The following is a 24,624-nucleotide window of genomic DNA, read 5'->3' as shown; positions in this document are numbered from 1 at the left end:
CGGAACCGCTTGTGACGACGGAACGACGACTAGACCTACTGGGAGTGATCTCGTGAGCAGGACCTCGCGTATCGCGGGTGCGGTACTGGGTACGGCGGCGCTGGCCGTCTCGCTCGTCGCGTGCGGCGGCGACAGCCTGGAGGAGGGCAAGGCGGGCGGCGGCGGCGCGTCCGGTGGGAAGAAGGGCTCGCTCGTCGTCGGCGCGGCGGCGTTCACCGAGTCCAAGGTGCTCGCGGAGCTGTACGCGCAGGTGCTGAACGACGCCGGATACTCCGCGACGGTCACCACGGTGAAGAACCGCGAGCTGTACGAACCGTCCCTCGAGAAGGGCGAGATCGACGTCGTACCGGAATACGCGGCGACGATCGCGGAATTCCTCAACGCGAAGGTGAACGGCCCGAAGGCGCCCGAGGAGAAGCCGGTCGCCTCCGGTGACGCTGCCGCGACGGTGGAGGCGTTGAAGAAGCTCGCGGAGCCCCGTGGACTGAAGGTCCTCGCGGTCGGCGAGGCCGTCGACCAGAACGCGTTCGCGGTGTCGAAGGAATTCGCCGAGAAGAACAAGCTGAAGACGCTTTCGGATCTCGGTGCCGCCAAGCTGAAGGTGAAGATCGCGGCCGGCGACGAGTGCGAGATACGGCCGTTCTGCGCTCCGGGTCTGAAGAAGACCTACGGGATCGACGTGACGGGGATCGACCCCAAGGGCGTCGGCACCCCGCAGTCCAAGCAGGCGGTCAAGGACGGCGTGGACCAGCTGGTGCTGACCACCACGACGGACGCCACGATCGAGAGCTTCGGGCTGGTCTTCCTCGACGACGACAAGAAGCTGCAGAACGCCGACAACGTGCTGCCGGTGGTCAATGCCAAGGACGCCGGATCGCCCGAGATCGCGGCCGCTCTCGACAAGATCACAAAGGTCCTCACCACGGCCGATCTCGCCGAACTGAACCGCAAGGTGGACGCCGAGCGGGCGAAGCCCGCGGACGTGGCGAAGGCTTATCTGGAGTCGAAGGGCCTGGTCAGCAAGTAAGGCTCCGGTAAGGGGAGTCGGCCCGGTCGATACCGGGGCTCGGCCACGACGACGAGAAGTGGCCAAGAGATTGCCGGGCCGACACCCCACACGGCGCCTACGCACGGTAAATTTCAGGCCATGCCACGTGGACGCCACCGCCATTCACCTCCCCTGCACAAGCTTCTGCCGCCCTCCGCGGTGGCCGGAGCATCGGCCGTCTGTGCCGCGGGCGCCTGGCTGCTCGCCGATCCCGTGGCCCTGCGGCTGCTCGTGGCCGCCGCGGCGGCGGCCGCCGTCACCGGTGGCGTCATCATGCGCAGTTGGGACCGGAGTGCCGGACGCCAGGTCGCCGAGCTGACCCGGGCCCGCGCCGCGGACCAGTGGAAGACCGAGGAGCGCATAGCCGAGCTCGAGGCCGACCTCGACGAGTCCCGCGAGCTGCGGGCCAAGCTCGACGCCAAGCTGCGCGCCAAGCGGGTCGAACTCGCCGGTCTGCGCGGCGAGCACGCGGCGCTGCTGCGCCGGTACGCCAACGCCGAGACCGAGCGGGCCAGCGCCCTCGAAGGCCGCAGGCAGCTCGCCCTGGAGGCGACCACCCCGGCCAGGGAGCTGCCGGCCGCCGGGTCCACGCCGACCCCGGCCCTGTACCGCCAGGCCGCCGACGCCCTGCGCAACCTGGCCCGCAACGCCGCCGCTCAGGAGGCCCGCCGGACGACGGAGGCCGCCCGCAGCCGCGATCTGGCCGAGCGCGCCCGGGAGACGGAGGAGCCGCAGGGGAAGCACGCGGCGGCCGCCGGGAGCGAGCCGCACGCTCGACCGTCGACCGCCGTGGTTCCCGCGTCCTCCGCACTGCCCGCGGTCCGCGCCGTCCCGGTCGCGAGCGCGATCGTCCCGTACGCGGGCCGGCGCGCCGCGCGCCCCGAGGGAGGCTTCGACTTCTTCGGTACGCAGAAGGAGGCGGCCGCCATCGAGGCCGTCCAGGACGCCGACCTCGCGGACGTGGTGGGCGAGGAGGTCCTCGCGACCGTCGCGCGCCGCACCCCCGAACAGCGGGCGATCGGCAAGGTCATCGACCTGACCGCGCACGACGAGACCGAGCAGATCGACGTGGCGGAGCTGCGCGGCGCCGTCGGCTCGTGACGATCAGGGCGCTCGCCGCCGGGGAGGTCACGGCGGTTCGGGACGAGCTGATCGCCCTCTGCGCGCAGGCGTTCTCCGGCCCGCCCTGGCACGAGCCCCCACGCGGGGCCCTGCGGACGGTGGACCGGCTGCTCGGCCGGCTCTCCGCGGGACAGCCCGGCTTCCGCTGCGTCGCCTCGCTCGACCCGGAGGGCGCCCTGACCGGGTTCGCCGCGGGCTGGCGTGACACCGCGCTCTCGGGCGGTCCGGAGGCGTTCGAACTCGGCGAACTCGTCGTAGCCCCCGCCCATCAGGGCCGCGGCCTCGGCCGAGCGCTGCACGACTCGCTTCTCGCGGAGGCTCCCGTGCCCCGGCTGCTGATGACCCTCGACGTGCCCGAGCTGCGCGGCCGCTACGAGCGCTGGGACTGGCGCGTGGTGGAACGCCGGCGTCCGGAGAAGGACCCCAGGGACTTCGTGGTCATGCGCCGGAACTGACACCCGCGCTCCGGTCGGCCGCGCACCGGCCGGCTACTTGTCGATGTCGCCGACGACGAAGAAGAGCGAGCCCAGGATCGCCACCATGTCGGCGACGAGGGTGCCCGGCAGCAGCTCCGTCAGCGCCTGGATGTTGTTGAACGACGCCGAGCGCAGCTTGAGCCGGTACGGCGTCTTCTCACCCTTGGAGACCAGGTAGTAGCCGTTGATGCCGAGCGGGTTCTCGGTCCAGGCGTACGTGTGGCCCTCCGGTGCCTTCAGCACCTTCGGCAGCCGCTGGTTGATCGGACCAGGCGGCAGCTCGCCGAGCCGGTCGAGACAGGCGTCGGCGAGATCCAGGGAGTTGTGGGTCTGGTCGAGGAGGCACTCGAAGCGGGCGAGGCAGTCGCCCTCCTGGCGCGTGACGACCTCGAGCGTGTCCTGGAGCTCTCCGTAGGCCAGGTACGGCTCGTCGCGGCGCAGGTCGAAGTCGACGCCGGAGGCGCGGGCGATGGGGCCCGAGACACCGTACGCGTGCGCCGTCTCCGCGGTCAGGACGCCGACGCCCCGCGTACGGCCCCGGAAGATCTCGTTGCCGACGACCAGCTTGTCGTACACGTCCATCCGCGACCGCACGTCGGCGACGGCCGCCCGCGCCCGGCCGAGCCACCCGGCGGGGAGGTCCTCCTTGAGCCCGCCGACCCGGTTGAACATGTAGTGCATCCGGCCGCCGGAGACCTCCTCCATCACGGCCTGGAGCTCCTCGCGCTCCCGGAACGCGTAGAAGACCGGGGTGATACCGCCCAGTTCGAGGGGGTACGACCCGAGGAACATCAGATGGTTGAGGACGCGGTTCAGCTCGGCGAGCAGCGTCCGCGTCCAGACGGCCCGCTCGGGGACCTCCATGCCGAGCATGCGCTCGACGGCCATGACGACACCGAGCTCGTTGGAGAAGGCGGAGAGCCAGTCGTGCCGGTTGGCGAGCATGACGATCTGGCGGTAGTCGCGCGCCTCGAAGAGCTTCTCGGCACCGCGGTGCATGTACCCGATGACCGGCTCGGCCCGCTGGATGACCTCACCGTCCAGGACCAGCCGCAGCCGGAGCACACCATGGGTCGAGGGATGCTGCGGCCCGATGTTCAGCACCATGTCGGTGCTCTCCGCCGCCCCGCCGATTCCGACCGTCGTCTCCGTCATGGTCGCCAGTATCCCCTGCGCCACAACCGTTGTGGGCACCTGTTCCGCAGGGCGGAACAGGTGGGCACGGCTCCCGGGCGCGGTGCCCCGTCAGGACCGGCCGCCCCCGGTGCCCGGGCCGCTCGGCCCCGGCACCCTCCGCGTCAGCCACAGGAAGTCCCCGAGCCCCCCGCGCGCGGTCAGCTCGGCCGCCTCGCCCGCCGCCCCGAGCGCCCGGACGTACGCACGGGGGTCGCTCGACGCCAGCGCGAGCGGCGGCCGCTCCCCGCTCACCCCCAGCCGACGCAGCGCCTCCCGCTGCGTGACCAGCACCCCGCCGCCCCGGGCGCACGCGTCCATCGCCACGTGCGCCGTGACGTCGCACGAGCCGTCCGGCACCGCCGGCACCTCCCGCCCCGCCCGGAACCCGGTCAGCGTCCCGAACGGCGGCCTGGACTCCCGTACATGCCCGTAGTCCACCGCCACCGCCGTCCCCGCCGCCAGCGCGCCGGCCGCCGCCGCCCAGGCCTCGTCCCGCGGCCGCCCGATCTCCGCCCGCTCGCCGGGCTCCGCGAGCGGCCACCACCGCTCCAGCCACTCCGCGTCCGGCCCCTCGACGGGTGGCCCCGGCCGCTCGGCACCGTCCGCCGCCCGTACCTCGACGTAGCGCACGACCCCCGCCTCGTCGACGCTCGCGACGTCCACCGGCACGTTGTCGAGCCACTCGTTCGCGAACAGCAGTCCCCGGACCCCGTCCGGCACCCGGGCCGTCCACTCCACCCGCGGGTCGAGCCCCGCCGGCCGCTCCGCGCGCTCGACGCCGTACGCCCGTACCGAAAGCCCCGCCGGTACGGCGGCCAGGACGCCCGTCACCAGTTCACCGCGGCCCGCGCCCAGGTCGACGAAGTCGACCTCGTCCGTCCCCAGCTCCTCCGCCACCTCGGTCAGCAGCCGCGCGACGGCCCCCGCGAAGAGCGGCGAGGCGTGCACCGAGGTGCGGAAGTGCCCGGCCGGCCCCTCGGGGCGCAGAAAGAAGCCGCCGGGGCCGTACAGCGCCCGCTCCGTGGCCTCACGCCACCCCTGCCACTGACACGTCTCATCCGTCACACAGGCCAGTCTCCACCTTGCGGAGTACGGTCCTCGCGTCAAGGATCGACCCCACGGTTGACCCCTGCACCTATCCACCTTCCCTACGCTGGGTTACGTGCAGCGCCTCTACGACTTCCTCCGCAGACACCCGACGGGCGTCGACACCTTCTGGGCCGTCGTCCTCTTCGGGTTCTCCCTGTTGTGGGTGGTGTCGGACTCTCCTGGGGCCGGCCACCCCGCCGCGTACGGACTCGTCGCCGCGCTGTTCAGCCTCGTCGTCGCGCTGCGCCGCCGAGAGCCCGAGAAGATGCTCGTCCTCACCGTCGTGCTGGGCCTCGCCCAGCTGACCCTCGGGCTCCAGCCGTTCTTCGCGGACTTCGCCATGCTGGTGATCATCTACACCGTCGCCGCCCACGACGGGCCGCGCTGGGCGTCCCGTCTCGCGCTCGCCGGCGGTCTCAGCGCCGCCACGCTCTCCAGCCTGAGATGGCCGTCCGAGACCAGCCCGGGTTCGGCCCTCGCGCATGTCTTCTTCACCGTGATCATGACCGTGCCGTTCGCCCTCGCCTGGGTCCTCGGCGACTCCCTGCGCACCCGTCGCGCCTACTTCGCACAGCTGGAGGAGCGCGCCTCCCGCCTGGAGAAGGAGCGCGAGGCCCAGGCCAAGGTCGCCGTCGCCGCCGAGCGCGCCCGGATCGCCCGCGAACTGCATGACGTCGTCGCCCACAACGTCTCCGTGATGGTCGTCCAGGCCGACGGCGCCGCCTACGTCCTGGACTCCTCCCCGGAGACGGCCAAGCAGGCCCTGGAGACGATCTCCTCGACCGGCCGTCAGGCGCTGGCCGAGATGCGCCGGCTGCTCGGCATCCTGCGCACCGGCGAGCACCAGGAGGCGGGGGAGTACGTGCCCCAGCCGGACGTCGAGCAGATCGAGGACCTGGTCGAGCAGGTGCGCGGGGCCGGGCTGACCGTGGACTTCCGGATCGAGGGCACCCCGCGTCCGCTGCCCAGCGGCGTCGAGCTGACGGCGTACCGGATCGTGCAGGAGGCCCTCACCAACACGCGCAAGCACGGCGGCCCGGACGCCGGGGCCAGCGTCCGCCTGGTCTACTTCGACGACGGTCTCGGGCTGCTCGTCGAGGACGACGGGCGGGGCGCGACCCACGAGATGTACGAGGACGGGGGCGCCGACGGCCGCGGCCACGGCCTGATCGGCATGCGGGAGCGGGTCGGCATGGTCGGCGGCACCCTGGACGCGGGACCGCGCCCCGGGGGCGGCTTCCGCATCAGCGCCCTGCTCCCCCTGAAGCCCGCCCACTGACGATCCGAAGGAACCACATGTCCATTCGCGTGATGCTCGTCGACGACCAGGTGCTGCTGCGCACCGGTTTCCGCATGGTGCTCGCCGCCCAGCCGGACATGGAGGTCGTGGCCGAGGCGGGGGACGGTGTGGAGGCGCTGGAGGTGCTGCGTTCCACGGCCGTGGACGTGGTGCTGATGGACGTGCGGATGCCCAAGCTCGACGGGGTCGAGACGACCCGGCGGATCTGCTCGGAGCCGGATGCCCCCAAGGTGCTGATCCTGACCACGTTCGATCTCGACGAGTACGCCTTCTCGGGGCTGAAGGCGGGCGCGAGCGGCTTCATGCTGAAGGACGTGCCGCCGGCCGAGCTGCTCGGCGCGATCCGGTCCGTGCACAGCGGTGACGCCGTCGTGGCCCCGTCCACGACCCGCCGCCTCCTCGACCGCTTCTCGCCGATGCTGCCGTCCTCGGGCCGCGAGCCGCAGCACAAGGAGGTGGACCGGCTCACCGACCGCGAGCGCGAGGTGATGCTCCTGGTCGCCCAGGGTCTGTCGAACGGTGAGATCGCCGCCCGGCTGGTGCTGTCGGAGGCGACGGTGAAGACGCACGTCGGCCGGATCCTGACCAAGCTGGACCTGCGGGACCGGGTGCAGGTGGTGGTCCTGGCGTACGAGACGGGCCTGGTGCGGGCGGGCGGCGGCGCGGTCTGAGCCGCCGCGCGTCAGCGCAGGACGGCCTCGAGGAGGTCGCTGCCGAGGCGGGCGACGACGGTGACGTCGAGCTGGTGCAGCACGTAGCGGCCGCGGCGCTGGGTGGTGAGCAGCCCGGCCCTCTTCAGGACGCCGAGGTGGCGTGAGACCTCGGGGGCGCTGATGCCGTAGGCGTCGGCCAGCTCGCTCGTCGTGTACGGGGCACGGGCGAGGTTGCGGCACATCCGCATCCGCATGGGGTGCGCGACGGCCTCCAGGCGGAGCTTGACCGTCTCCACGGGTGCGGAGCCGGCGAGTTCGCCGGTGGAGACGGGGTACTGGATCACCGGCTGCCAGCCCCGGGCGTGCAGGGCGATCAGGTGCGGCCGGCCGAAGGCGGTCGGCAGGAAGGTGAGCGCCGAGCCCTCGGTGTGGGTACGGCCGTGGACCAGCTTGTCGATGACGATCCGGGAGCCGTCGGCGTCCTCCTCCAGGCTCATCGCCCCGGAGACGGCCGCCAGGGCCTCGGCGAGGCCCTTGCGGCGCAGGAGTTCGGTCTTGTGCCGGGCGTCGGCGGCGAGCTGGACCCGGACGCGGCGCCAGGTGTCGGCGAAGAAGGCCTCGTCGCAGTCCTCCAGGAGCCTGCGGATCCAGGCGCGCGTGCCGGTGGGATCGGCGAGCGTGCGCTCCACGAACGCGTACTGCCGCGGGCCGCGCGCGGCGGCCAGGTCGAGGGCGCGGCAGCGGGAGTGCGGGTCGACGAGCGGGGAGGGCAGCCCGTCCGCGTACTGGGTGCTGCAGGAGATCTCCAGCGCCGCCCCGACGTAGGTCTCGTCGTCCATCCGGTCGAGGTCGTCGAGCTCCTCGGCCAGCGTCTCGCGCGGCCGGGCGGGCAGCAGGAAGTCGGAGCGGGTGGACCGCCACATGAAGTCGGCCTCGTGCAGCCGGTCGGCGAGCTCGGGCTTGAGCGCCGCGCCGGTGGTCGTGGCCCAGCCGTGCAGCCCCGGGTGGTGGCCGGGCTCGGACAGCGCGTGCAGCGCGGCGCCGAGCTCGGCCAGCGGCGAGGGGCCGAAGGAGATGCGCTCGTGCGGCAGTCCGGTGATGTCGATGGTCAGGCTCACCCCCCTATGGTGCGGGGCGGCCCGGGGGCGGTCGAACCGTTTGACGCCGTCCGTTGATCGGCGGGCCGTGCGAGGTGGGTCAGGAACTCCCGTACCGCGTCGCGGACGTCGGTCTCCGTCCACGCGAGCCCCGGTTCCCCCACCGTCACCTCGGTCACGCCCACGCCCGGCGGGCCGCCCGCGCCCGGGCCGCCCCAGCGGCGGAAGAGGACCGTGCCCGTCGCCTCGGCGAGCGCCAGGGAGGCGTCCGTGAGGGCGTCGGGGGCGTACGGCAGCCAGACCTGGAACTGGTGGGTGTGGGGCTCCTCGGGGTGCACCCGGAACCATGGCACGCCCGCCTCCTCGAACCCCGCCCGCAGCCCGGCCGCCACCACGCGCGCGTGGGCCACATACGACGGCAGCCTCGGCAGCTCCCGCTCCAGGCCCCGCAGCGCCGACACCGCGGCCGGGTACTGCTGGAAGACCTGGCCCCCGTACCGGTGCCGCCACACCCGGGCCTCCTCCATGACGTCCTCCGGGCCGGCCAGGGCCGCGCCCGAGAGACCGCCCAGGGACTTGTAGAACGACACGTACACGCTGTCGGCGAGCCCCGCGATCTCCCGCAGCCCGCGCCCGAAGTGCGGGGCGCACTCCCACAGCCGCGCGCCGTCGACGTGCACCACTGCGTCCCGCTCCCGGGCCGCCTCCACGACCTCGACGAGCTCGTCCCAGGTCGGGAGCACGAACCCGGCGTCCCGCAGCGGCAGTTCCAGCATCAGCGTCCCGAAGGGCTCCGGGTACTCCCGTACCTCCTGGGCCGTGGGAAGCCTCGGGCCGTCCGCCGGGTGGACCGTCCGAAGCCCGCTCACCGCCGCGAGCGCCCCGCCCTCGTGGACCTCGGGGTGGGCGAGCGGGTGCAGGGCGACGACGGGGTTCCCGGTCCGCCCCGCCCAGCAGCGCAGCGCCACCTGCTGGGCCATGGTCCCGGTCGGGAAGAACACCGCGGCCGGGTGGCCGAGCTCCTCGGCCACCCGCTGTTCGAGCCGCTCGACCGGCCCGTCCCCGTACATGTCGACGGGGCCGCCGTCGTCCTCCGCCGACCCCGCCCAGTCGGCGAGTTCCCGCAGGCGCTCCCCGACCGTGCCCTCGACCGGCGAGTGCCAGAGCGCGCGCCGCGCACCGCCCCACACCTTCGCCCGATGCAGCCGCGATTCCGTTTCGTCCATGGGCCGATCATCACACCACCACCCACACCCTGTGGACAGTCACGGAGGAGCGCGAAACGCTGGCGTAGCATGACCAGAAATCGTCCGGTACCCCCCGCGGACTGGAACGGAAGGCCGTTGCCGCGTGAATCGACCAGCAGAACCCCGAGCGGAAGACCGTCCCGCGCGACTCACCGTCGGAGTCGTCGGAGCCGGCCGGGTGGGACCCACCCTCGCCGCCGCCCTCCAGCTCGCGGGACACCGCCCCGTCGCCGTCTCCGCGGTCTCCGACGCGTCCGTGCGACGCGCCGGGACCCTGCTCCCGGACGTGCCGATCGTGCCGCCCGCCGAGGTGCTCGCCCGCGCCGAGCTGGTGCTGCTGACCGTCCCCGACGACGCCCTGCCCGGCCTGGTCGAAGGCCTCGCCGAGACCGGGGCCGTACGGCCCGGGCAGCTGCTCGTGCACACCTCCGGGCGGTACGGCGTGAACGTCCTGGACCCCGCCCGCCGGGCCGGCGCGCTGCCGCTCGCCCTGCACCCCGCCATGACCTTCACCGGCAGCTCCGTGGACGTCCAGCGCCTGGCCGGCTGCTCCTTCGGGGTGACCGCGCCCGAGGAGCTGCGGCTGGCCGCCGAGGCCCTGGTCATCGAGATGGGCGGCGAGCCCGAGTGGATCGCCGAGGAGGCCCGCCCGCTCTACCACGCGGCCCTCGCCCTCGGCGCGAACCACCTGGTCACCCTGGTCGCCCAGTCCATGGACCTGCTCCGTTCGGCGGGCGTCTCCGCCCCCGACCGGATGCTCGGCCCGCTCCTGGGCGCCGCCCTGGACAACGCGCTGCGGTCCGGCGACGGCGCCCTCACCGGCCCCGTGGCGCGCGGTGACGCGGGCACGGTCGCCGCACACGTCGCCGAACTGCGCAAGCACGCGCCCGGAACCGTCGCCGGCTATCTGGCGATGGCCCGCACGACCGCCGACCGGGCGCTCGCGCACGGTCTGCTCAAGCCCGAGCTGGCCGAGGACCTGCTGGGCGTGCTCGCCGACGGGGAGACCGACCGATGACATCGACGACCTTCGCCCTGGCCCGCACGGCCGCCGAGCTGCACGCCCTGGCCCCCGCCCCGGGCGTGGCCGGAAACCGCCGTACGGCCGTCGTGATGACCATGGGCGCGCTCCACGAGGGGCACGCCACCCTCGTCCGTACCGCCCGCGCCCACGTCGGACCCGACGGCTTCGTGGTCGTCACCGTCTTCGTCAACCCGCTCCAGTTCGGCGCGGGCGAGGACCTCGACCGCTACCCCCGCACGCTGGACGCCGACCTCCGGACGGCCGAGGAGGCGGGCGCCGACGCCGTGTTCGCGCCCTCGGTCGACGAGGTCTACCCCGGCGGGGAACCCCAGGTGCGGATCACCGCGGGCCCCATGGGCGGGCGCCTCGAAGGCTCCTCGCGGCCCGGGCACTTCGACGGCATGCTCACGGTCGTCGCCAAGCTGCTCCACCTCACCCGCCCCGACCTGGCCTTCTTCGGCCAGAAGGACGCCCAGCAGCTGGCCCTGATCCGGCGGATGGCCCGCGACCTGAACTTCCCCTCGGAGATCGTCGGCGTGCCGACGGTCCGCGAGGCCGACGGTCTCGCCCTGTCCAGCCGCAACCGCTACCTCTCCGACGGCGAACGCCGTACCGCCCTCGCCCTCTCCCGCGCCCTGTTCGCCGCGGGCGACCGGCTGGCCGCCCAGCACGCGCTCCGCGCGCGTGCCGCCTCCCTGCCCGCCTCCCAGGGCCGGGCCGAGACCCGCGCCGAGGCGCTCTCCCGGATCGGCGAGGCCCGCGCCGCGGCCGACGCGCACGCGGTCGCCCAGGCGTCCGAGTGCGGCGGCGCCGACGCCGTACGGGCCGCGGCCCGCGCGGTCCTCGACGAGGCGGCGAAGACCGAGCCGCCGCTCGTCCTCGACTACCTCGCGCTGGTCGACCCGGCCGACTTCACCGAGGTCGGCGACGACCACGACGGGGACGCGATCCTCGCCGTCGCCGCCCGCGTGGGCAGCACGCGCCTCATCGACAACATCCCGCTGACCTTCGGAGCCACCAAGTGACCGGAATACGGCTGCACGCCCCCGCGCCGGGCTGGTCCATCGACGCCGACGTCGTCGTGGTCGGCTCCGGTGTCGCGGGGCTGACCGCGGCCCTGCGCTGCACCGCCGCCGGACTGCGGACGGTCGTCGTCACCAAGGCCCGCCTGGACGACGGCTCCACCCGCTGGGCGCAGGGCGGCATCGCCGCCGCCCTCGGCGAGGGCGACACCCCCGAGCAGCACCTCGACGACACCCTCGTCGCGGGCGCCGGGCTCTGCGACACCGAGGCCGTCCGGCTCCTGGTCACCGAGGGCCCCGACGCCGTCCGCCGGCTGATCGCCACCGGCGCCGACTTCGACAAGACGGACGACGGCGAGATCGCCCTGACCCGCGAGGGCGGTCACCACCGCCGCCGGATCGCCCACGCCGGCGGCGACGCCACCGGCCTGGAGATCTCCCGCGCCCTCGTGGAGGCGATACGGGACGGCGGGCTGCGGACCATCGAGCACGCCCTCGTCCTCGACCTCCTCAAGGACGACGAGGGGCGCACGGCGGGCGTGACCCTGCACGTCATGGGCGAGGGCCAGCACGACGGCGTCGGCGCCGTCCACGCCCCCGCCGTGGTCCTCGCGACCGGCGGCATGGGCCAGGTCTTCTCGGCCACCACGAACCCGGCCGTCTCCACCGGCGACGGCGTCGCGCTCGCCCTGCGCGCCGGGGCCGAGGTCTCCGACCTGGAGTTCGTCCAGTTCCACCCGACGGTGCTCTTCCTCGGCGCCGACTCCGAGGGCCAGCAGCCGCTGGTCTCCGAGGCGGTACGGGGCGAGGGCGCCCACCTCGTCGACGCCGACGGGGTCCGCTTCATGGTCGGGCAGCACGAGCTTGCCGAGCTCGCCCCGCGCGACATCGTCGCCAAGGCGATCATGCGCCGGATGACGGAGCGGGGCGCCGAGCACATGTACCTGGACGCCCGGCACTTCGGCGCCGAGATGTGGGAGACCCGGTTCCCCACGATCCTCGCCGCCTGCCGCGCCCACGGCATCGACCCCGTCACCGAGCCGATCCCGGTCGCCCCCGCGGCCCACTACGCCTCCGGCGGCGTCCGCACCGACCTGACGGGCCGGACCACCGTGCCGGGCCTCTACGCGTGCGGCGAGGTGGCCTGCACGGGCGTCCACGGCGCCAACCGCCTGGCGTCGAACTCGCTCCTGGAGGGCCTGGTCTTCGCCGAGCGGATCGCCGACGACATCGCCACCCGCGGCCCGCACCGCGAGGGCCTGCCGGCCGTGCCCGCCGCCCCGGCCGTGTCCGCCGCCCCGGCCGTCCTGCCGCTGCTCGCACCCGAGACCCGGGTCCGGATCCAGCGGATCATGAGCGCGGACGCCGGGGTGCTGCGCTCCGCCGAGAGCCTCGGCGACGCCGCCGACGCGCTGGAGGCGCTGAGCCTCTCGGCGGCGGAGGACCGCCGGGGCAAGGCGGCCGAGCCGGGCGTCGAGTCCTGGGAGACGACGAACCTGCTGTGCGTCGCCCGGGTGCTGGTCGCCGCCGCCCAGGAGCGCCGGGAGACCCGCGGCTGCCACTGGCGCGAGGACCACCCCGAGCGCGACGAGGACTGGCGGCGCCATCTGATCGTGCGCCTCACCCCGGATCAGCGGCTCGTGGTCCGCCGTACCGCCTCCGCAGACTTTCCGCCCGTAACCGCCGACGCAACCAGGGAGCCGCAGTCGTGAGCACGCCCGAAGAAGCACGTCCGCAGCCCGTGGACGTCCCTCTGATCCAGATCAGCGCCCCGGCCGAGGAGGCGGGCGGCTGCGGTGACGGCTGCGGCTGCGCCGACGGCGACGAGGTCTACGAGTGCGGTCTCGACCCCGCGCTCGCGCAGCTCCTCGCCGACGCCGGGCTCGACCCGGTGCAGGTCGAGGACATCGCCCACCTCGCCATCGAGGAGGACCTCGACGGCGGCGTGGACGTGACGACCGTGGCGACGGTCCCCGAGGACGCGGTCGCCACCGCCGACTTCACCGCCCGTGAGGCGGGTGTCGTGGCCGGTCTGCGGGTCGCCGAGGCGGTGCTCTCCATCGTCTGCACCGAGACGTTCGAGGTCGAGCGGCACGTCGAGGACGGCGAGCGCGTCGAGGCCGGCCAGAAGCTCCTGAGCGTCACCACCCGCACCCGCGACCTGCTCACCGGTGAGCGCAGCGCCCTGAACATCCTGTGCCGCCTCTCGGGCATCGCCACCGCCACGCGCGCGTGGGCCGACGCCCTGGAGGGCACGAAGGCCCGCGTACGGGACACCCGCAAGACCACGCCGGGGCTGCGCGCACTGGAGAAGTACGCGGTGCGCTGCGGCGGCGGCGTCAACCACCGCATGTCGCTCTCGGACGCGGCGCTGGTGAAGGACAACCACGTGGTGGCCGCCGGCGGTGTGGCGCAGGCCTTCAAGGCCGTACGGGAGCTGTTCCCGGACGTGCCGATCGAGGTCGAGGTCGACACGCTGCACCAGGTCCGCGAGGTCCTGGACGCGGGCGCCGACCTGATCCTGCTGGACAACTTCACGCCCCTGGAGACCGAGGAGGCCGTCGCGCTGGTCGCCGGCCGCGCGGTCCTGGAGTCCTCCGGCCGTCTCACGCTGGAGAACGCGGCGGCCTACGCGGCGACGGGCGTGGACTACCTCGCGGTCGGCGGGCTGACCCACTCCTCCCCGATCCTCGACATCGGCCTCGACCTGCGCGAGGTGCGGGCCTGATGCTGCTCACCATCGACGTCGGCAACACGCACACGGTCCTCGGGCTCTTCGACGGGGACGAGATCGTCGAGCACTGGCGCATCTCGACCGACCCGCGTCGCACCGCCGACGAGATGGCGGTCCTGCTCCAGGGCCTCATGGGCATGCACCCGCTGCTGGGCGTCGAGCTGAGCGACGGCATCGAGGGCATCGCGATCTGCGCGACGGTCCCCTCGGTGCTGCACGAGCTGCGCGAGGTGACCCGGCGTTACTACGGCGACGTCCCGGCCGTCCTGGTCGAGCCCGGCGTCAAGACGGGCGTCCCGATTCTCACGGACAACCCGAAGGAGGTCGGCGCGGACCGCATCATCAACGCGGTCGCGGCGGTCGAGCTCTACGGCGGTCCGGCGATCGTGGTCGACTTCGGCACGGCGACGACGTACGACGCGATCACCGCGCGCGGTGAGTACGCGGGCGGCGCGATCGCGCCCGGCATCGAGATCTCGGTCGAGGCGCTGGGCGTCCGCGGTGCCCAGCTCCGTAAGATCGAGCTCGCCCGGCCGCGGAGCGTGATCGGCAAGAACACGGTCGAGGCGATGCAGTCGGGCATCGTCTTCGGCTTCGCCGGCCAGGTCGACGGGGTGGTGGCCCGGATGAAGCGCGAGCTGGTCGGCCGCGACGGCGACCCGTCGACCGTGACGGTGATCGCCACGGGCGGCCTGGCGCCGATGGTGCTCGGCGAGTCCACGCAGATCGACGAGCACGAGCCGTGGCTGACGCTGATCGGCCTGCGCCTGGTGTACGAGCGCAACGTCTCGCGCATGTAGCGGGGCTCGTCTCGCGTGGGCGGCGCCGGACCGGCCGGAGGCGCCGCCACACCGAGCTGATCGGTAAACGAAATTTGTCCGATTAGCGCGTATTGTCACCCCATGCCCACGCCATACGGATCCCGCGGCGGCATGGCGTTCAGTGCGGACGAGCTGCGTGTGCTCCGACGCGCCCTTGCCACCGCCCTCAACCCCGCCCCCCTTCAGGACCAGGACGTCCAGGACTGCCTGCGGCTCGCCGCGTCCGTGGACGACGCCGTCCGGGAGGCCGGCCGGCTGCGTGCCTTCCTCCTCGCCGACCTGACCCGGTACCGCGAGGCCCTGCCCGGCTCGCGCGCCGGCTACCTGGACCTGCTCCACGAGGCCCTCGGGGCCGGGTACGACCCAGGGGTCGACGACCTCACGGCCCTGCGCGCACTGCGGGTCCACCCCCGGGCCGCTGCCCTCCTGGAGCGCTGCCAGGTCCTCGCCGAACGGTCCGTACGCGCTCGCCTCGCCCGCGTCTCCCAGGCCGTGGCCCCCGCGCCCCGAGCCCGGCTGCTGGCCCTCCCCGGCGGCCGCGCCGCCGACGAGCCCAAGCCGCCCGCCCCGAAGCGGCCGCCCGCGCCGACGAAGCGCCCGGCCCCGAAGCCGTCCGAGGTCTTCCCGCCGCGCCGGCGTCCCGTACCGCCGCCCCCGCCCGAGGAACGCGCCGCCGGATAGCTACTCTGGTCGGCATGGACTACGTATCCGCGCTCCTGCCGCCCGTCGTGATGGCCCTGTTCTTCACGGCGCTGGTCGTCACGATCGTCAAGAGCCAGGGTGGCCCGAACAAGGCCAAGGAAGACGCGGCCGTGGACGCCGCTCTCGCCCGTGCCGAGGCCACCCGTCAGGCGGACGGCAACGCCCCGTAGCGCCACCCGCACGCACCGAAGGACGTACGACAGCTTTCAGGTCGTACGTCCTTTTTGTTGCGTTTCATCCGTCAATAGCAGGCCATTCCCGCTTCGCCGACTATGGTGGCGGTGTGCCCCGCCAATTGGGAGAGCTGGAAGACGCCGTCATGACACGCGTCTGGCAATGGAACCGCCCGGTGACAGTCCGGGAAGTCCTGGAGGATCTCCAGCAGGAACGGTCCATCGCCTACACCACCGTCATGACGGTAATGGACAATCTCCATCAGAAGGGCTGGGTACGGAGGGAAGTCGACGGCCGCGCCTATCGATATACCGCGGTCTCCACCCGGGCCGCCTACTCGGCGGCACTGATGAACGAGGCGTGGTCCCAGAGCGACAACCCGGCGGCCGCCCTTGTCGCGTTCTTCGGCATGATGTCGAGCGAGCAGCGAGAAGCCCTCACCGACGCGATCCGAATCGTCGGTCCCACCCTGCCCGAGGCCTCCGCGCCCATGCCCGACGCCCCCGCCCCGCAGTCCGGGGGCGCCCGCGAGGGCGCAGGTGGCAGGGCGGACGAGGGTGCGGCCGGGGGTCCGCCTCCGGGCGCCGGAGAGGCTGCTTCGGAATCCGAGGGCGACGGGCGATAACGTCCCTCCATGCCGTCGTCGCCCGCCGCCTCGAAAGCCGTCACCGTCCGCCGCGCCCGTACCGGTGACGTCGCCGCCGTACGCCGCCTTGTCGACCCGTACGCCCGCCGGGGCATCCTGCTCGACAAAGCCGACGTGACGCTTTACGAGGACATCCAGGAGTTCTGGGTCGCCGAACGCGACGAGGACGGGGTCGTCGTCGGCTGCGGGGCACTCCACGTGATGTGGGAAGACCTCGCCGAAGTCCGCACTCTCGCCGTCGATCCCGAGTTCAAGGGCGCCGGCGTCGGACATCACGTGCTCGACAAGTTGCTGCACACCGCCCGTTGGCTCGGGGTACGCCGCGTATTCTGCCTGACCTTCGAAGTCGACTTCTTCGCGAAGCACGGCTTCGTCGAGATCGGCGAGACTCCGGTCGACGGAGATGTGTACAGCGAGCTCCTGCGTTCCTATGACGAGGGTGTCGCCGAGTTCCTGGGTCTCGAACGAGTGAAGCCGAACACCTTGGGCAACAGCCGGATGCTTCTGCATCTGTGATCCTGACGGGTGCGCGGAACCCTATGTCCGAATCGCGCACGTTTCCCGCACTGCCGGGCTTCTGAACCTCTCCCAGGGGTTTGTGTTTTTCCGGGAAAAGCGGTTTCCTTTCCGCGTACTGCATTTTCGATGAAAGGAAATCCGGTGGCACAGAAGGTTCAGGTCCTTCTTGTCGACGACCTCGACGGCGTCGAGGCGGACGAGACCGTGACGTTCGCGCTGGACGGCAAGACCTACGAGATCGACCTCACCACCGCCAACGCGGACAAGCTCCGTGGCCTGCTCGAGCCGTACACCAAGAGCGGCCGGCGCACCGGTGGCCGCAGCGCCGGTACGCGCGGCAAGGGCCGGGTCGCCGCCGGCGGCAGCCCGGACACCGCGAAGATCCGCGCGTGGGCCAAGGAGAACGGCTACAACGTGAACGACCGCGGTCGCGTTCCGGCGGAGATCAAGGCGGCTTACGAGGACGCGAACCGCTGAGGAGCCAGCTGCTGAGCGACCGGCCTCGCGGAACACTCCACCGGCCGCCCGCCGGGGCGCCCCGGAGGGATTTCCCGGGACCGCGCACTCAGCAGCCGTACCCGATGGCACTCCGCCGCGGCGGCGGCCACGAGCCGTACGAGACAGGGGGCGGCCGCACCACCCCGCTCCGCGGTCCGCAGGGCCGGCAGCGACGGCTCCACGTCGCGGCCCGGCTCGGGGGCGCGCAGCCACACCGCGGCGCCCGGCGCGCCGGAACCGCTCCATCCTGGGGGAACAGGGGCGGGCATCCGGCTGCCGGCGCCCAGGGCGACGAGATCGAGCGCGATCCCGCCCCACTCAAGCCAGTCGAGCAGCCCCGGCAGCTCCTCCGCGCTTCCGGCGGCGACCAGGAGCCGCATCCTCCGCCCGGTGAGGGCCACCGGCCCGGTGGCACCCGCGCCCGTCCGGCGCAGCACCGCCAGGCCGGCCTCGGCGGGCACGTCGAGGACGTCGAAGCGCAGACCCGTCACCAGGCCCACCGGCGGGCCGGTCACCGTCGCCCAGCCGAGTCCCTCCTCGTACCAGCGCGCCGGGCCGCCGTCGACCGGCGAGCGGGGCGGCGGCACGCGCGGTGCGGTGAAGGGCATGTCCGGGCAACGCCCGCGGGGCTCCCTTGGTTACGCCGAAGGCGACCCTGCGTCGTCGTTCCACTGCGCACGGTGTCCGTCATGGGGGCGTACGGGTGCATTCGGCAGCGCAAGGATGTTCGCCCGTAGCGGAGGGAACCGGGGTGTGCCGCATGGAGTGTCAGTGCGGACGGGTAAGACATTCCTAGTGAGGAGGGGCGACTCGCGGGCTTTCGCGTCTCACGTTCGCCATCGGCGTACTGAAGGCGCGGGTAACTGCTTGGCCTGCGGGAACATCGTCTCGCACCATCGAGTTGGAGCATTTGTCGGCTGTTCGGCAGCAGGTCTCCCCAGGGACAAGGGGGTGATCCGGACGGATGTCGGCAGTTGGAATGAGCGGTCCCCGCTTGCGGGACTAAGCTGCGGAAGGACAGGGAGGGGATCGACCCCTAACTGACTGACCGCTCTGAGGAGCGATTAACGATGTTCGAGAGGTTCACCGACCGCGCGCGGCGGGTTGTCGTCCTGGCTCAGGAAGAAGCCCGGATGCTCAACCACAACTACATCGGCACCGAGCACATCCTCCTGGGCCTTATCCACGAGGGTGAGGGTGTCGCCGCTAAGGCCCTGGAGAGCCTCGGGATTTCGCTCGAGGCGGTCCGCCAGCAGGTTGAGGAGATCATCGGGCAGGGGCAGCAGGCCCCGTCCGGCCACATCCCCTTCACCCCGCGTGCCAAGAAGGTCCTGGAGCTGTCGCTCCGCGAGGCCCTCCAGCTCGGCCACAACTACATCGGCACGGAGCACATCCTGCTCGGCCTGATCCGCGAGGGCGAGGGCGTCGCCGCCCAGGTCCTCGTGAAGCTGGGCGCCGATCTCAACCGGGTGCGGCAGCAGGTCATCCAGCTGCTCTCCGGCTACCAGGGCAAGGAAGCCGCCACGGCCGGCGGTCCTGCCGAGGGCACCCCCTCGACGTCCCTGGTCCTCGACCAGTTCGGCCGCAACCTCACCCAGGCGGCCCGCGAATCCAAGCTCGACCCGGTCATCGGGCGCGAGAAGGAGATCGAGCGGGTCATGCAGGTGCTGTCCCGCCGTACGAAGAACAACCCGGTTCTCATCGGCGAGCCTGGCGTCGGCAAGACCGCCGTCGTCGAGGGCCTGGCTCAGGCCATCGTCAAGGGCGAGGTGCCCGAGACCCTCAAGGACAAGCACCTCTACACCCTGGACCTCGGCGCGCTGGTCGCCGGCTCCCGCTACCGCGGTGACTTCGAGGAGCGCCTGAAGAAGGTCCTCAAGGAGATCCGCACCCGCGGCGACATCATCCTGTTCATCGACGAGCTCCACACCCTGGTGGGTGCGGGTGCCGCCGAGGGCGCGATCGACGCCGCCAGCATCCTCAAGCCGATGCTGGCCCGTGGTGAGCTCCAGACCATCGGTGCGACGACGCTGGACGAGTACCGGAAGTACCTGGAGAAGGACGCGGCCCTCGAGCGCCGCTTCCAGCCCATCCAGGTCGCCGAGCCGTCGCTGCCGCACACGATCGAGATCCTCAAGGGTCTGCGTGACCGGTACGAGGCCCACCACCGGGTCTCCATCACCGACGAGGCCCTCGTCCAGGCCGCGACCCTGGCCGACCGGTACATCTCGGACCGCTTCCTGCCGGACAAGGCGATCGACCTGATCGACGAGGCCGGATCCCGGATGCGCATCCGCCGGATGACCGCGCCGCCGGACCTCCGCGAGTTCGACGAGAAGATCGCCGGCGTCCGCCGGGACAAGGAGTCCGCGATCGACTCCCAGGACTTCGAGAAGGCGGCGTCTCTCCGCGACAAGGAGAAGCAGCTGCTGGCGGCGAAGGCCAAGCGGGAGAAGGAGTGGAAGGCCGGCGACATGGACGTCGTCGCCGAGGTCGACGGCGAGCTGATCGCCGAGGTCCTCGCGACCGCCACCGGCATCCCGGTCTTCAAGCTGACCGAGGAGGAGTCGAGCCGCCTGCTCCGCATGGAGGACGAGCTCCACAAGCGCGTCATCGGCCAGAAGGACGCCGTCATCGGCCTCTCGCGGGCGATCCGTCGTACGCGTGCCGGTCTGAAGGACCCGAAGCGTCCCGGTGGCTCGTTCATCTTCGCCGGCCCGTCCGGTGTCGGTAAGACCGAGCTGTCCAAGGCGCTCGCCGAATTCCTCTTCGGCGACGAGGACGCGATGATCTCCCTCGACATGTCGGAGTTCAGCGAGAAGCACACGGTTTCCCGTCTCTTCGGTTCTCCCCCCGGATACGTGGGCTACGAAGAGGGCGGCCAGCTCACCGAGAAGGTGCGCCGCAAGCCCTTCTCCGTCGTCCTCTTCGACGAGGTCGAGAAGGCCCACCCCGATATCTTCAATTCCCTTCTCCAGATCCTGGAGGACGGTCGTCTGACCGACTCCCAGGGCCGGGTCGTGGACTTCAAGAACACGGTCATCATCATGACGACCAACCTCGGGACCCGGGACATCTCGAAGGGCTTCAACCTGGGCTTCGCCGCCCAGGGCGACACGAAGTCCAACTACGAGCGGATGAAGGCCAAGGTCAGCGACGAGCTGAAGCAGCACTTCCGCCCGGAGTTCCTGAACCGTGTGGACGACATCATCGTCTTCCCGCAGCTCACCCAGGACGACATCCTGCAGATCGTCGACCTGATGATCAGCCGGGTGGACGAGCGCCTGAAGGACCGGGACATGGGCATCGAGCTCTCCCAGTCCGCGAAGGAGCTGCTCGCCAAGAAGGGTTACGACCCGGTGATGGGCGCCCGGCCGCTGCGCCGGACGATCCAGCGCGAGGTCGAGGACTCGCTCTCCGAGAAGATCCTCTTCGGCGAGCTGCGTCCCGGCCACATCGTGGTCGTGGACACCGAGGGCGAGGGTGAGGAGAAGAAGTTCACCTTCCGCGGCGAGGAGAAGTCGGCCCTGCCGGACGTCCCGCCGATCGAGCAGGCGACGGGCGGAGCGGGCCCGAACCTCTCGAAGGACGCGTAAGCGTCCGGAGCGTGTGTGACAGGGGCGGCCCCGGACTCGGAAGAGTCCGGGGCCGCCCCTTCGGCGTGGCCGCTCATGATCGTGAACGTACCGGCGGAGGGCCCGCGGCGTCCGCTCCCACGTGAACGACGACCTTGGCCGGCAGGTTTTCGGCGCCGGTGAACGTCGCGCCGAGGCTGTTGACGGACTCGAGCCGCTCCAGGGCCGCCAGCGGTGTCAGGTCGTGGACCAGACCGCCGACGCTGCCCAGGAGGCGCAGCCGGCGCAGGCCGGGGAAGGTGCGGGCGACGGCGTCCAGCGGGGCGGCGGAGCGGTCGCAGAACAGGTACACCATCTCGACCCCCGGCATCCGTACGGCGTCGGGGACGGTCCGCAGCCCCACCGCCGGCAGGGAGACGAACGAAAGGCTGTCCAGGCGGGCGACGGCCTGCCAGTCCTCCTCGGTCATCCCGGAGACCCGTTCGACCGTGAGGACCTTGAGGCCGCTCAGCCGGCGGAGCACGCCGAACCCGCCGTCGGGGTACTCGTTCAGGGCGAGGGTCGCCAGTTCGTTCTCGGCGGGGATCGACTCCAGGACCCGGGCGAGGGACCCCGGAAGCCGCAGATTCCACGACGCGTCGATCAGTTCCCCGAGCAGGGCCGTCCCGTGGTCGGAGACGCCGGGACGGATGTCGAGGCTTCTGGGGCGCAGTCCGAGCCGGGCGATCTCGGCGGCCTGTGCGTCGGAGGTGATCGTGAAGTCGAGTTCGGAAGGGTCGAGCCGGGCGATGATCTCCTCGGCGTACCGGGTGATGTCGAACCGGGTCCACCCCCACATCAGCTGGGATCGGACCGCCAGGGTCGGGTGCCGGGTGAACCGGGCGAGGTACGGCAGCGCCGCGTCGTCCGTGATGTGGGTGGCGGTGGTCACCACGTCCAGGGCCTGCTGGTCGGTCAGCGCCTCGGGGCCCGGCAGGAGGTCCAGGACGGCGCGTCCCACCGATGCCAGCTCCCGCGCCTCCGCCGCGCCGCGCGGCGGGATCACCTGCCTCGTCCGCGCCAGGACAAGTGCCCGGACATCCGGGGACACCTCCGTCGCGTGGTCGAGCGCCGTCGCCGCGACGACCAGGATCCGCAGTTGCGTACGGCGGTCCGGTGCCGCGTCCGAGGCCTTCAGCAGTTCCTCGAAGATCTCGGCGCATTCGCGTGGGCGTGCGTGGCCGACAGCCATGCGGAGGACGTCCTCCCACTGGTCGTCGGCCGCGTGCTGGACCAGGACGCCGATGTCCCAGCGGTCCACCAGGGCCTTCGCCGCGAGGTAGTCCTGGAAGGTGCGGTGCACGAAGTCGACCGTGCCCGCGGTGGGCTCGCGCAGCAGGCCACTGCGGTGGAGGAGATGCAGGAAGATCGCGTCGGGGTCGATCCCGGCCGCCTCCGTGATCGCGGGCGCCGCCTCCCGTACGACCGAGGCCGCGTGCGGGCGGTCCATCGTCGTCCGGCCGTTGAGCGTGAGCCAGTACGCGATCCGCTGGATCAGCTGGATCTGCGGGGCCTCGCCCAGCTGGACCCCGTACGGCATGCCCATGTCCCGTTCGCGGTCCCGGCGGGAGAGCAGCATCGACAGCGCCGCGTCGTACAGCGCCTTGCGGCCGCGGGGCAGGAACCCGCGGCGGTTGCGGTGCAGGGCGCAGATCAGACCGCACATCAGGGGGTTGGTGGCGAGCTGGGCGACCTCGGAGGTGGTGCGCAGCGCGTCGAGGAGGGGCTGCTCGTACGACGCGGCCTCCGGTCCGGCGGCCTGGTGCCAGCGACGGACGAAGGTGGTGACCTCGGCGGTGGACATGGGGGAGAGGGTCAGCTCGCTGAAGCCGTCGGAGGCCAGCCAGTCGTCCCGTACGGCGGTGGGGCGGGAGGTCACCAGCCAGCGGTTGCCCTCGTAGGAGTCGAGGAGCTCGCGGAGCCAGCGGCGGGCGCGGTCGCGTTCGACCTCGGGGATCTCGTCGATGCCGTCGACGAGGACGAGGCCGCGGCCGGCGCCCAGGACGCGGTCGGCCCAGCCCTCGGGCGGGGAGAGCGGGCAGCCGACGGCGGAGAGGAAACGGTCGGGGGAGGGGAGTCGCTCTCCGTGGCGGGTGAGGGTACGGAGGGGGAGGACGAAGGGGATGCGGTCGCGGAGGTACGCCATGCCGTCGGCCTGCTCGTCCCGTGCCGCGGAGACCGCCAGCCACTGGACGAGGGTCGTCTTGCCTGAGCCGGCCAGGCCACGGAGCAGCACCTTGTCGTGCCGGGCGAGGGCGAGGTCGGCGCGGCCGCCCGTTTCGAGGGCGTTCATCAGGCGGGTGACCGTCGCGCGCATGGTGTCGAGCTGTTCGGGGGTGAACGTGATGTCCGTGCCCGGGTCGGTCGGATCGAGGGTGCGCCCGAGTGCCGCGAAGGCCTCGAAGTCGTCGTCGGGCATGCTCGTCTCGACCCACGGGAACGCGCCCAGGCGGCGCACTTCCTCACCCGCCTCCGTCGCCTCCAGCGACAGGTACGCCACGTCCAGGGGCCACCTCTCCGGCGCGTCCCGCAGGTCGACCCCGTAGATCGTGAGGCTGCCGTGCTTCTTCGTCACGTACGCCCGGTAGCGGCGCTCGAACTCCGCGTCCCGTGCGTCCACCCGTGGCGTGCGGCGGATCACCTCGTCGACCTTGGCCGTCAGCTCCGCCTGGCCGCGGGTCTGCTCGACGAGTGAGCGGGCCACGAACGTGGACCGCTGGGTGAAGAACTCCAGGATGTGCAGGCAGGCCCACTCGGTGAGCGAGTCGAGGAAGAGGACGGAGTCCGTCGACAGGCCGTCCGGGGCCGGGGCCGCCGTGCGAAGGGCGCGGGCCAGGGCCGGGGCGCCGAGGCGCACCGCCTGGACGTCGTCCATGTCCAGGTCGCCGAGGGCGAGGAGCGTCGCGGCCAGGGTGTCGGTGAGCGCCTCGGTCTCGTCGGCGGGGAACGGAGGCTCCCCGGGGCCGGTGCCGGCGCGCTCGACGAGGGTCGCGGCCAGTTTCCGGACGTCCTTCTCGCCCAGCGTCCGCTGCTCACCCCGGAAGGAGACGAGCCGGGAGAGCCTGATCGGCTTGCGTGCGCCGATGAGACCGGCCCCCGGACCGTCCTTGACCAGGAGTTTTCGCAGGAGCGGGCCGATCGCCGCCGATGCGAGGCGGGTGCCGATGAGCGCTGGTTCCACGTACGTCCCCCGAACGTCGTCCGAACAGGTCCAACTCCTGCACACCGTAGTCGGGGACGGGGTTCCGAAGCCCCTGGTTGCGTGACCCAGGTCGCATTGGGGGCGGGTGCGCCGTGACAAGGCGCACAGGCCATTTGAGGCGTACTAACCGGGATAGTGACACCGATTGGTGTTCATTCGGGACGTTCAGGGCACCGGTGGTGGGACTTTGGTCCCGAGAGGGGTCGAACCGTACGGGAAGTGGCCTGTAGGTCCGTTTCGGGCGGGTCCGACGTGCGGATAAACCAGTTCATTGATGCCGTTATGTCCGATTTCGAAGGTGGGGGCCCCGGTCGTCAAGAGCTGAACTTCCCCGCCTGTCGCTACGACGCAATGTCGTAGATGGGGTGGTTTACGCCGGATGGGGGTCCGGGTTACCAAGGATGAGCAACAGCCCGCCCGGCGCAGCGATCGCGTCGGGTCCCGTTCTGTCCGGAGGTTT

The 24,624-nt window shown here is 72.1% G+C and carries 22 protein-coding genes; 16 read left to right on the top strand and 6 right to left on the bottom strand.

What is annotated here, in order from left to right:
* Window positions 1-52: 52 nt before the first annotated feature.
* The 3 genes from ACZ3IJ_RS21235 to ACZ3IJ_RS21225 all read left to right on the top strand — a co-directional run bounded on the left by ACZ3IJ_RS21235 (window position 53) and on the right by ACZ3IJ_RS21225 (window position 2,625).
* Window positions 53-1,027 carry an ABC transporter substrate-binding protein gene (locus ACZ3IJ_RS21235; RefSeq protein WP_467470367.1) on the top strand — a complete coding sequence of 325 codons (975 nt, stop codon included), beginning with the start codon at window positions 53-55 and terminating at the stop codon, window positions 1,025-1,027.
* A 120-nt stretch (window positions 1,028-1,147) separates the two neighbouring features.
* On the top strand, window positions 1,148-2,149 hold the full coding sequence (locus tag ACZ3IJ_RS21230) for a hypothetical protein (protein ID WP_467470365.1): 1,002 nt from the start codon (window positions 1,148-1,150) through the stop codon (window positions 2,147-2,149).
* Window positions 2,146-2,625, top strand: coding sequence for a GNAT family N-acetyltransferase (locus tag ACZ3IJ_RS21225; protein ID WP_467470363.1), 480 nt, complete (start codon window positions 2,146-2,148; stop codon window positions 2,623-2,625). Before ACZ3IJ_RS21230 ends, ACZ3IJ_RS21225 begins: the two co-directional genes overlap by 4 nt.
* Window positions 2,626-2,658: 33 nt before the next feature.
* On the opposite strand, the gene ACZ3IJ_RS21220 is transcribed toward ACZ3IJ_RS21225, so the two are convergent.
* Both ACZ3IJ_RS21220 and ACZ3IJ_RS21215 read right to left on the bottom strand, forming a co-directional pair.
* Entirely contained in the window at window positions 2,659-3,801 is a 1,143-nt protein-coding gene (locus ACZ3IJ_RS21220; protein WP_385854325.1) for an NADH-quinone oxidoreductase subunit D, read from the bottom strand.
* 90 nt (window positions 3,802-3,891) lie between these two features.
* Window positions 3,892-4,887 (bottom strand): SAM-dependent methyltransferase, encoded by a 996-nt coding sequence (locus ACZ3IJ_RS21215; protein WP_467470359.1) that lies wholly within the window; start codon window positions 4,885-4,887, stop codon window positions 3,892-3,894.
* Window positions 4,888-4,984: 97 nt separating this feature from the next.
* Between ACZ3IJ_RS21215 and ACZ3IJ_RS21210 the strand changes: the two genes are divergently transcribed.
* Both ACZ3IJ_RS21210 and ACZ3IJ_RS21205 read left to right on the top strand, forming a co-directional pair.
* Window positions 4,985-6,190 carry a sensor histidine kinase gene (locus ACZ3IJ_RS21210; protein ID WP_467470357.1) on the top strand — a complete coding sequence of 402 codons (1,206 nt, stop codon included), beginning with the start codon at window positions 4,985-4,987 and terminating at the stop codon, window positions 6,188-6,190.
* A 17-nt stretch (window positions 6,191-6,207) separates the two neighbouring features.
* Complete coding sequence (locus ACZ3IJ_RS21205; RefSeq protein ID WP_467470355.1) at window positions 6,208-6,882, top strand: response regulator; 675 nt, start codon at window positions 6,208-6,210, stop codon at window positions 6,880-6,882.
* Window positions 6,883-6,893: 11 nt separating this feature from the next.
* Here ACZ3IJ_RS21205 and ACZ3IJ_RS21200 read toward each other — a convergent pair whose 3' ends face one another.
* Both ACZ3IJ_RS21200 and ACZ3IJ_RS21195 read right to left on the bottom strand, forming a co-directional pair.
* Window positions 6,894-7,982 carry a DUF5937 family protein gene (locus ACZ3IJ_RS21200; RefSeq protein WP_467470353.1) on the bottom strand — a complete coding sequence of 363 codons (1,089 nt, stop codon included), beginning with the start codon at window positions 7,980-7,982 and terminating at the stop codon, window positions 6,894-6,896.
* Window positions 7,979-9,187: a threonine aldolase family protein gene (locus tag ACZ3IJ_RS21195; protein WP_467470351.1), complete on the bottom strand. Its 1,209-nt coding sequence runs from the start codon at window positions 9,185-9,187 to the stop codon at window positions 7,979-7,981. Before ACZ3IJ_RS21195 ends, ACZ3IJ_RS21200 begins: the two co-directional genes overlap by 4 nt.
* Before the next feature lie 124 nt (window positions 9,188-9,311).
* On the opposite strand from ACZ3IJ_RS21195, the gene ACZ3IJ_RS21190 reads away from it, so the two are divergent.
* The 10 genes from ACZ3IJ_RS21190 (at window position 9,312) to ACZ3IJ_RS21145 (ending at window position 17,327) form a co-directional block, all read left to right on the top strand.
* A complete protein-coding gene (locus ACZ3IJ_RS21190) occupies window positions 9,312-10,226 on the top strand; it encodes a Rossmann-like and DUF2520 domain-containing protein (RefSeq protein WP_391801479.1) in 915 nt (304 codons plus the stop codon).
* Entirely contained in the window at window positions 10,223-11,257 is a 1,035-nt protein-coding gene (gene panC / locus ACZ3IJ_RS21185) for a pantoate--beta-alanine ligase (protein WP_467470349.1), read from the top strand. The genes ACZ3IJ_RS21190 and panC overlap by 4 nt, the downstream gene beginning before the upstream one ends.
* Window positions 11,254-12,966: an L-aspartate oxidase gene (locus ACZ3IJ_RS21180; protein ID WP_467470347.1), complete on the top strand. Its 1,713-nt coding sequence runs from the start codon at window positions 11,254-11,256 to the stop codon at window positions 12,964-12,966. Before panC ends, ACZ3IJ_RS21180 begins: the two co-directional genes overlap by 4 nt.
* On the top strand, window positions 12,963-13,982 hold the full coding sequence (gene nadC / locus ACZ3IJ_RS21175; protein ID WP_391801476.1) for a carboxylating nicotinate-nucleotide diphosphorylase: 1,020 nt from the start codon (window positions 12,963-12,965) through the stop codon (window positions 13,980-13,982). The genes ACZ3IJ_RS21180 and nadC overlap by 4 nt, the downstream gene beginning before the upstream one ends.
* Window positions 13,982-14,788, top strand: a complete 807-nt coding sequence (locus ACZ3IJ_RS21170; protein WP_467470345.1) for a type III pantothenate kinase — start codon at window positions 13,982-13,984, stop codon at window positions 14,786-14,788. The genes nadC and ACZ3IJ_RS21170 overlap by 1 nt, the downstream gene beginning before the upstream one ends.
* Window positions 14,789-14,920: 132 nt before the next feature.
* Window positions 14,921-15,490, top strand: a complete 570-nt coding sequence (locus tag ACZ3IJ_RS21165) for a hypothetical protein (protein WP_467470808.1) — start codon at window positions 14,921-14,923, stop codon at window positions 15,488-15,490.
* Between the two features lie 14 nt (window positions 15,491-15,504).
* On the top strand, window positions 15,505-15,681 hold the full coding sequence (locus tag ACZ3IJ_RS21160) for a hypothetical protein (protein WP_352187784.1): 177 nt from the start codon (window positions 15,505-15,507) through the stop codon (window positions 15,679-15,681).
* 113 nt (window positions 15,682-15,794) lie between these two features.
* Complete coding sequence (locus tag ACZ3IJ_RS21155; protein WP_467470342.1) at window positions 15,795-16,310, top strand: BlaI/MecI/CopY family transcriptional regulator; 516 nt, start codon at window positions 15,795-15,797, stop codon at window positions 16,308-16,310.
* A 9-nt stretch (window positions 16,311-16,319) separates the two neighbouring features.
* Window positions 16,320-16,847: an amino-acid N-acetyltransferase gene (locus ACZ3IJ_RS21150; protein WP_391801473.1), complete on the top strand. Its 528-nt coding sequence runs from the start codon at window positions 16,320-16,322 to the stop codon at window positions 16,845-16,847.
* Window positions 16,848-16,991: 144 nt separating this feature from the next.
* Window positions 16,992-17,327, top strand: a complete 336-nt coding sequence (locus ACZ3IJ_RS21145; RefSeq protein ID WP_147979058.1) for a histone-like nucleoid-structuring protein Lsr2 — start codon at window positions 16,992-16,994, stop codon at window positions 17,325-17,327.
* Here ACZ3IJ_RS21145 and ACZ3IJ_RS21140 read toward each other — a convergent pair.
* Complete coding sequence (locus ACZ3IJ_RS21140; protein ID WP_467470339.1) at window positions 17,306-17,956, bottom strand: SCO3374 family protein; 651 nt, start codon at window positions 17,954-17,956, stop codon at window positions 17,306-17,308. The two genes, ACZ3IJ_RS21145 and ACZ3IJ_RS21140, sit on opposite strands and share 22 nt — an antisense overlap.
* A 462-nt stretch (window positions 17,957-18,418) precedes the next feature.
* Here ACZ3IJ_RS21140 and ACZ3IJ_RS21135 point away from each other — a divergent pair, with 462 nt between their 5' ends.
* Window positions 18,419-20,944: an ATP-dependent Clp protease ATP-binding subunit gene (locus ACZ3IJ_RS21135; RefSeq protein WP_352187788.1), complete on the top strand. Its 2,526-nt coding sequence runs from the start codon at window positions 18,419-18,421 to the stop codon at window positions 20,942-20,944.
* Window positions 20,945-21,017: 73 nt separating this feature from the next.
* Here ACZ3IJ_RS21135 and ACZ3IJ_RS21130 read toward each other — a convergent pair whose 3' ends face one another.
* Window positions 21,018-24,143 (bottom strand): NACHT domain-containing protein, encoded by a 3,126-nt coding sequence (locus ACZ3IJ_RS21130; protein ID WP_467470337.1) that lies wholly within the window; start codon window positions 24,141-24,143, stop codon window positions 21,018-21,020.
* Window positions 24,144-24,624: the final 481 nt, after the last annotated feature.

The sequence above is a fragment of the Streptomyces sp. NPDC013317 genome (genome assembly GCF_055563155.1).
Note: the sequence above shows the minus strand (reverse complement) of the source record. Positions and strands in the feature narration are given on the sequence as shown.